This window comes from Microcystis sp. M49636_WE2, from assembly GCF_030065375.1.
GTDB classification, from domain to species: Bacteria; Cyanobacteriota; Cyanobacteriia; order Cyanobacteriales; family Microcystaceae; genus Microcystis; species Microcystis aeruginosa_C.
The window spans coordinates 1-7,262 of the sequence record NZ_JASJFG010000822.1 but is presented as its reverse complement, the minus strand read 5'-3'; the positions used below and the strand labels follow the sequence as shown (position 1 = coordinate 7,262).

Here is a 7,262-nt window from a genome sequence, read left to right as displayed (position 1 = left end):
GGCCGTGATTATTGGGGCGATGATTATTGCCCCTTTGATGTTGCCGATTCGTAGTCTGGCTTTTGGTGGTTTAATTGGCAGTTGGCGATTAATTCGTAAGTCGGCCTTGGCGATTTTAGTTGGTACGATCATCGCTTTAGCAATAGCTTGGTTGCTAGGATTATTGATCGGAATTTCTGAATTTGGTAGTGAAATTCAAGCCCGTTCTCAACCGAATCTTTTAGATTTAGGAGTAGCAATTACGGCGGGCGCAATCAGTGGTTATGCCAAAATAGAACCGAAAATTTCAGGTACTTTAGCGGGAACAGCAATCGCCGTGGCTTTAATGCCGCCAGTTTGTACGATTGGTTTAGGATTATCCCAAGGCAATTGGGTCCTAAGTTTGGGGGCAACTCTGTTATATATTACCAATTTATTAGGCATTGCTCTCTCCTGTTTGTTGGTCTTTTTGCTGGCAGGTTATTCTAATTTTCATCGGGCGCGTAATGCTCTAATTTTGACTTCTATCCTGACAGCAGTTTTGCTAATTCCCTTAGGAATAAGTTTTGCCACTCTGGCCAATCAAGCTCGCTTAGAAAGGTTGATTAAAAAAGCTTTATTCCAACGAACGATTACTTTTCAACGGGCAGAATTATTGGAATCTTCGATTAATTGGCTCAAGCAACCTCCCCGGGTGAGATTAGTAGTAAGAACCGCCGAAAGCATTACCCCCAGACAGGTGGAATTGTTGGAAGAATTCATTACTAAGGAAATGGGGCGCCCTTTTCAATTAAATGTCTTGGTTTCTAAGGTTAATGAAGTCACTGCCCCAGAATAAAGTCGATAAAATTAGCGCAAGTAATGACAAACAAGGATTAATTCGCTATCTTAATGTTTGATATTTAATCTATAGGTAGGGTTCAGGTGAGTAGCGGCAATCGACCAGAAAGCACGGCTTATGTGCGGATAATTAAGCAATCTTGGCAAACGGGGAAATTAGAGGGGGAAGTGCGGACGGAAGAATATCAATGGCGGTTTCAATGGCATTTTCTTCAAGGTAAGTTATTAGTACAACCTTCCCTAGGTAGGGCTTTGATTTTTGAACCCTTGAATCGGTTTTTAGAACGCTACGATTATCAATTAGAACCGGGAGGAGATTATGAATTTACGGTGCGATCAAAATTGTAAAGATGGAGGATTAAATCACAGGTTTTCTCCTAAAGAGGAAGTTTAACCTAATTTGGCCTCATCTCCCGATGACCGATTCCCTAAAAGGAAAACTTTGTACCTCATCATTAAGATAACCGGCTATTGATCAAGAGAAATTGACGTTTTATGGACAACCCGGCCGAGATTCTGGGTTTTTACAGGAAGTTTTTTGATTTAAATCCCACTGGTTAGGCTAAAATTCAGCCATAGCAAAGCGTTATATTAACGATAAGAATTTTTAGGAATAAGGGAAATGACGCAAGGACAGAAGGTTTCAGTGGGTATTGTCGGCGCTTCGGGATATGGTGGCGTACAGTTGGTACGTTTGCTCAAAGAACATCCCTTAGTAGAATTAGTCTATCTGGGGGGCGATAGTAGTGCGGGGAAACCCTACAGTGATTTATATCCCCATCTCGGTCATAGTATTAATCTTAATGTGGAGGCGATCGATTTAGACATAATTGCCTCCCGTTGTCAAGTGGTTTTCTTGGGTTTACCCAATGGTTTAGCCTGTGATTTAGCCCCTCCTTTGCTCGCTAAAGGGTGTAAAGTGTTGGATCTGTCAGCAGATTATCGTTTTACTAGCCTAGAAACCTATAGTAAATGGTATGGCAAGGAACGTCAGGATCAAGCGATCGCATCTACGGCTGTGTACGGTTTACCAGAACTTTATCGGGAAGATATTAAAAATGCCTCTTTGATCGGTTGCCCCGGATGTTATCCTACTGCTAGTTTAATGGCGATTTCTCCCCTGTTAAAACAGGGTTTAATTGTCCCGGAAACCACGATTATCGATGCCAAATCGGGAACTTCGGGAGGGGGAAGACAGGCTAAGATTAATATGTTATTGGCAGAAGCAGATAGTTCGATCGGGGCCTATAATGTAGCGGGAAAACACCGTCATACTCCCGAAATTGAGCAGATTTGCGGTGATTTAGCCGGTCATGAGGTGCGCGTCCAGTTTACTCCCCATTTAATGCCCATGGTTCGGGGTATCCTGTCCACAGTTTACGCAACTTTGCGGGATCCCAATCTGGTGCGGGATGATTTGATCACTATCTACAATGCTTTTTATCGCGCTTCTCCCTTTGTCAAAATCCTACCGGGGGGAGTCTATCCACAAACTAAGTGGGCCTGTGGTACTAATTTATGTTATCTCGGTATTGAAGTGGATCCGAGAACCGATCGGGTGATAGTGATGTCAGCGATCGATAATTTAGTTAAGGGACAATCGGGACAAGCGGTACAATGTCTCAATCTCATGATGGGTTGGGAAGAATCCCTTGGTTTACCGCAAATGTGTTTTTATCCTTAAAAATTCCTGGATGCGTTTAACCGAGTACATCTCATTTTTGTAAATCTACTGAGTTGGGATTTTTAAAGGGAAACTATCTTCTAAAATTGGTGATCACTTCCGATTTTATCACTCAATCCAAGCCTTTGGGGGGTTCTACCCCCCAAACCCCCCGTTGGGGGCGTGGCGCCGCCCCCAAACCCCCCGCGCATTAGTTTTTCGGTGGGATGCTTACACGCGATTGTTGATATATTTGTACCAGTTTAAGAGTCACTGATAATTGCTGATTGTCGGTATTTCTGCAAATGTGAGATGCACCCCGTTTAACCACACATCACATCCTTTGCTCAATTTCGGGAAAAACTGGCAAAATTTTGTCACTATGATTTGTTTACCGATTGGCAGCAAAGACAAGGAGAAAATGGCAGAAAAGTAGTCAGTTTATCGGCAAAAGTGAATATAAAACCTTGCTAAAGTTCCTCACCACCAAACTAAATTTGATTGTCAAGTTGATATCAACCCCTTAGAAACCTTGACTTATTCGACTGGGATCACCTAGAAAGGCCCTTGCAGGAATCGATCCTTTAGTAGCTTCCGGGAGAATTTGCCAGTGTTGATCTAAAGCTTGTAACACCCGGTCCTGCTGATTTCTGAATCCCTCGATATTGCTACTACCAGCATTCATAATTACAAACCAAACTTTACCCCTTTCTTGGGTGGGAATTTCTCCGGCTAAGGCACTAACTTGGGCCAAAGTTCCAGTTTTAATCATCACTCCTTTAGGAATGGCCCGCCACTGCATAGTTCCTTTGGTATCGCGTCCCCCCACCGGAAATAAATCGGCGACTTTGATCGGTTGATTGGCTAACTTGCGATCCAATGCTTTCAGAATCTCAATAACTGCCCGGGGAGACAAGCGATTTTCTACCCCCAATCCCGAACCATTAATTAATTGAATTTCCTCCGCTCCTACCCCAGTAATTTTAGTATTAATTGCGTCCACTGCCGCGGGACCACCGAGCAACTCCGCTAACATTTCTGACATGACGTTATTACTATAAATATTCATCTGACGCAACAGTTCCGTTAAAGTTAAGGACTGATGACGCAACAATAATCGGGCATTTTCGGGGCGAATTTGACTGGCTCGAACCATGCCCAAAATCTTCACCTGTGGGGCTTGTGTGCCGCTAGGAAGACTCTGAAAAGCTTTTTGGGTTTCTTTTGACCATTTCGATTGATCAAGCCCAATTTTCAGCAATTCTCCCGCTTTGAGGGGATCGGTTTGAAAATTCATGGCGAATTGACCCGTAATGATCAGATCGCCTTTGACCTGACGGATACCTAATTGATCGAGGCCATTGCCCACTGCGATCGCTTCTTCCCAGACAAAGAGAGGATCCCCTGACCCTTCAATAATTAAATCTCCCTCCAACACCTCGTTTTTAAGCTCTCCCGTTGTGTAAAAACGAGTAGCAAAACGATGATCGAGAGGCCAGGTTTCCACGGCGGCGAGAGTAGTGGCGATTTTAGTTAAAGAAGCCCCCGAAGCGGGCAGATTACCCTGATGGTCAGCTAAATCAGCCCATTCCGTCTCAATTAAGACCCGTTGTTGACTAGAGTTTAAACCTTTTTTCGTCAAGTCTTGCAGATAATCGGCCACGATCGCCGCCACCCGGGGATCGGGAGCGGTGGGAAGGTCAAAAATAGGCTGATTTTGCCAAGAAATTAGGGGAATATTGGCGATCGGTTGGGATTGCCCCCCCAGCCAACCGAAGAGAAAGCCGAAAACTGCCAAATTAAAAACTGAGAACATCTTTTCCTTAATCGCAATGATGCCTTATTGTATAGAGATGATTGGTAATTTTTAACAATTGCTCGATCAGAAAACACTAATCCTCGATCGGCCAGCTTTTCTCAAGAGCTGCCGCTCAACTTATTAAAGATTTCTATCCCACTGACTCAATGGCAGAAACGGCATTAAATCGGGCAAGAATCGCGGTAGATGCGATGGGAGGTGACTACGCTCCCAACGAGATCATCGCGGGATCGATGCGAGCTTCCGAAGAATTAGATGTAGAAGTATTATTAGTCGGCGATTCTGAACGGATTGAGGCTTATTTCCAGCATCATCCCCGTCCCAAGAATCTCACCATCGTCCACGCAGAGGAAGTGGTGGCTATGGACGAAGAGCCGATCACCGCTATCCGTCGCAAACCGGCGGCCTCGATTAATGTGGCCATGGATTTAGTCAAACAAAATCGCGCCGATGCAGTGGTGGCCGCCGGTCACTCCGGGGCAGCCATGGCGGCGGCGTTGCTGCGTTTAGGTCGTTTAAAAGGAATCGATCGCCCGGCGATCGGTGCGGTGCTGCCGACGATGTTAGCGGGTAAATCGGTGATTATCCTCGATGTCGGGGCGAATGTGGACTGTAAACCCAAATATTTAGAGCAGTTTGCCCTAATGGGGACAATTTACAGTAAATACGTTATGGGTGTTGAAGATCCGAAAGTCGGTTTACTCAATATCGGCGAAGAACCCAGCAAAGGTAACGATCTCGCCCTAAAAACCTACGAATTATTAGAAAATAACCAGCAAATTCCCTTTATTGGCAATGCTGAAGGCCGGGATGTGCTATCGGGACAATTCGATGTGATCGTCTGCGATGGTTTTGTCGGTAATGTCCTGTTAAAATTTGCCGAAGCGGTGGGAGGGGTTATCCTACAAATTCTCAAAGAGGAATTACCTAGGGGGATACAGGGTAAAGTCGGGACGGCTTTAATTAAACCCAATCTTAAACAGATCAAACAACGCATGGATCATGCAGAACACGGTGGTGCGCTGTTATTTGGAGTCGATGGGGTCTGTGTGATCAGTCACGGCAGTTCCCAAGCACCTTCAATTTTTAACGCTATCCGACAGGCGAAAAATGCCGTTGATAATCGCGTTTCTGAGCGCATTCAAGCCTACAATGACCACCATCATCAATTAAAAAAGTTGTCGGTGAACAGTGAAGATTAAGCTGTCAGCCATCTTGAAGCCGTCGGGAGTCAGGAGACAGGAGACGGGAGACAGTTATCAGTTATCAGTTCACTGTTTACTGAAAACCTCCCCACCTCCCAATTCATAATTCATAATTTAGAATTTATAATTCCTACTTCCCACTGATAACTGATAACTGATAACTGAAAAAGGGGGAATATTTTGAACGGATTCGGGGCAGCAGTCGTCATGACCGGTTGTGGATCAGCCACACCAGCGCAATTTCTTAGTAATGAAGAACTCAGCCAAATTGTCGAGACTTCCGATGAGTGGATTAAAAGTCGTACTGGCATCGGTAAACGTCATTTAGCGGATCAATCGGTGTCTTTAAGCCAACTAGCGGCCCAAGCGGCGATTAAGGCTCTAGAAATGGCTCAGGTATCACCTAGGGACATCGATCTGATTCTCTTGGCTACTTCTACCCCCGATGATCTGTTCGGTAGTGCGGCCCAAGTTCAAAGTCAGATCGGGGCCAATCGGGCGATCGCTTTTGATCTCACCGCCGCCTGTTCGGGTTTTCTGGTGGCATTAGTCACCGCCACCCAGTTTATCCGTACTGGTACTTACCGCAATGTCTTGGTTATCGGGGCCGATGTTCTCTCCCGTTGGGTGGATTGGAATGATCGCGCTACCTGTGTCCTCTTTGGTGATGGGGCAGGGGCGGTTCTTTGTCAAGCAAATGATACAAAAGATAACATTCTCGGTTTTGAACTCCATAGTGACGGCAGCCAGAATGGTTCTCTTAATCTCGCCTATCAGGGGGAGGAATTGCCTCTTAAGGAGGGGATAAGGGTTCAAAAAGGGACCTATAAGCCTCTAACGATGAACGGACGGGAAGTCTATCGTTTTGCCGTGGCGAAAGTGCCAGAGGTCATCGAAAAAGCTCTCTATCGGGCTAATTTAACCACCAGTGACATCGATTGGTTAGTTCTGCACCAAGCTAATCAAAGAATTATGGACGCGGTGAGCGAGCGCCTGAAACTGCCTCGGGAAAAAGTGATCAGCAATCTCAGCGAGTATGGCAATACTTCCGCGGCATCGATTCCTCTAGCCCTCGATGAAGCTGTCAGGAGTGGTAAGGTCAAAAAAGGTGATATTATTGCTTCTTCCGGCTTTGGTGCCGGTTTAACTTGGGGTGGGATTATCTTCCGTTGGGGAGATTAATTCAGTGAACAGTAAACAGTGATCAGTAAACAGTAACCAGTAAACAGTAAACAGTAAACTAAAAACTCACATCTGATAACTGATAACTGATAACTGATAACTGACCCAAACACATCTATCTATCTATTTTAAGAACTTATGAAAACAGCGTGGATATTCCCGGGACAAGGATCGCAAGCGTTAGGAATGATTGGAGATTTAGCGGAAAGTGCGCTTGGCCAAGAGAGATTAGAAATAGCAGAAAGAATCCTCGGTTGGTCGGTCTGGGAAAAATGTCAAGGGGATGAAGAAACCCTATCTCGTACTCTTTATACCCAACCTTGTTTATTTGTGGTGGAGAGTATTTTAGCGGATTTGTTGCAAGAAAAAGGTCATTTTCCCGATCTAGTTGCCGGTCATAGTCTCGGTGAATATTCCGCTTTGTATGCAGCCAGGGTGTTTAATTTTGAGACAGGATTAAATCTAGTTCAAAACCGTTCCCGTTTGATGGATGCGGCCGAAGGTGGTAAAATGGCCGCCTTAATGAAATTTGATCGCACCAGTCTAGAGACAGTGATTAATCAGACGGAAAATG

General features: G+C 45.1%; 7 protein-coding genes. 6 read left to right on the top strand and 1 reads right to left on the bottom strand.

Annotated features, from left to right (window positions below; translation table 11 throughout):
• From PX484_RS18740 to argC, 3 genes are all read left to right on the top strand, one after another.
• Nucleotides 1–817, top strand: an 817-nt coding sequence (locus tag PX484_RS18740; protein ID WP_288105086.1) for a DUF389 domain-containing protein, incomplete at its 5' end; no start/stop codon positions are given.
• 86 nt (nt 818–903) lie between these two features.
• Entirely contained in the window at nt 904–1,167 is a 264-nt protein-coding gene (locus tag PX484_RS18735; RefSeq protein ID WP_004268973.1) for a DUF3146 family protein, read from the top strand.
• Between the two features lie 274 nt (nt 1,168–1,441).
• Nucleotides 1,442–2,503, top strand: a complete 1,062-nt coding sequence (gene argC, locus PX484_RS18730; protein ID WP_004268974.1) for an N-acetyl-gamma-glutamyl-phosphate reductase — start codon at nt 1,442–1,444, stop codon at nt 2,501–2,503.
• A 502-nt stretch (nt 2,504–3,005) separates the two neighbouring features.
• Here the strand turns inward: argC and PX484_RS18725 are convergent.
• On the bottom strand, nt 3,006–4,298 hold the full coding sequence (locus tag PX484_RS18725) for a D-alanyl-D-alanine carboxypeptidase (RefSeq protein WP_287766790.1): 1,293 nt from the start codon (nt 4,296–4,298) through the stop codon (nt 3,006–3,008).
• 149 nt (nt 4,299–4,447) lie between these two features.
• Between PX484_RS18725 and plsX the strand changes: the two genes are divergently transcribed.
• The 3 genes from plsX to PX484_RS18710 all read left to right on the top strand — a co-directional run.
• Nucleotides 4,448–5,503 carry a phosphate acyltransferase PlsX gene (gene plsX / locus PX484_RS18720; RefSeq protein ID WP_004268976.1) on the top strand — a complete coding sequence of 352 codons (1,056 nt, stop codon included), beginning with the start codon at nt 4,448–4,450 and terminating at the stop codon, nt 5,501–5,503.
• A 183-nt stretch (nt 5,504–5,686) separates the two neighbouring features.
• A complete protein-coding gene (locus PX484_RS18715; RefSeq protein ID WP_287668154.1) occupies nt 5,687–6,688 on the top strand; it encodes a beta-ketoacyl-ACP synthase 3 in 1,002 nt (333 codons plus the stop codon).
• Between the two features lie 138 nt (nt 6,689–6,826).
• Nucleotides 6,827–7,262: acyltransferase domain-containing protein (locus tag PX484_RS18710; protein WP_288105083.1), on the top strand; the 436-nt coding region annotated here is incomplete at its 3' end.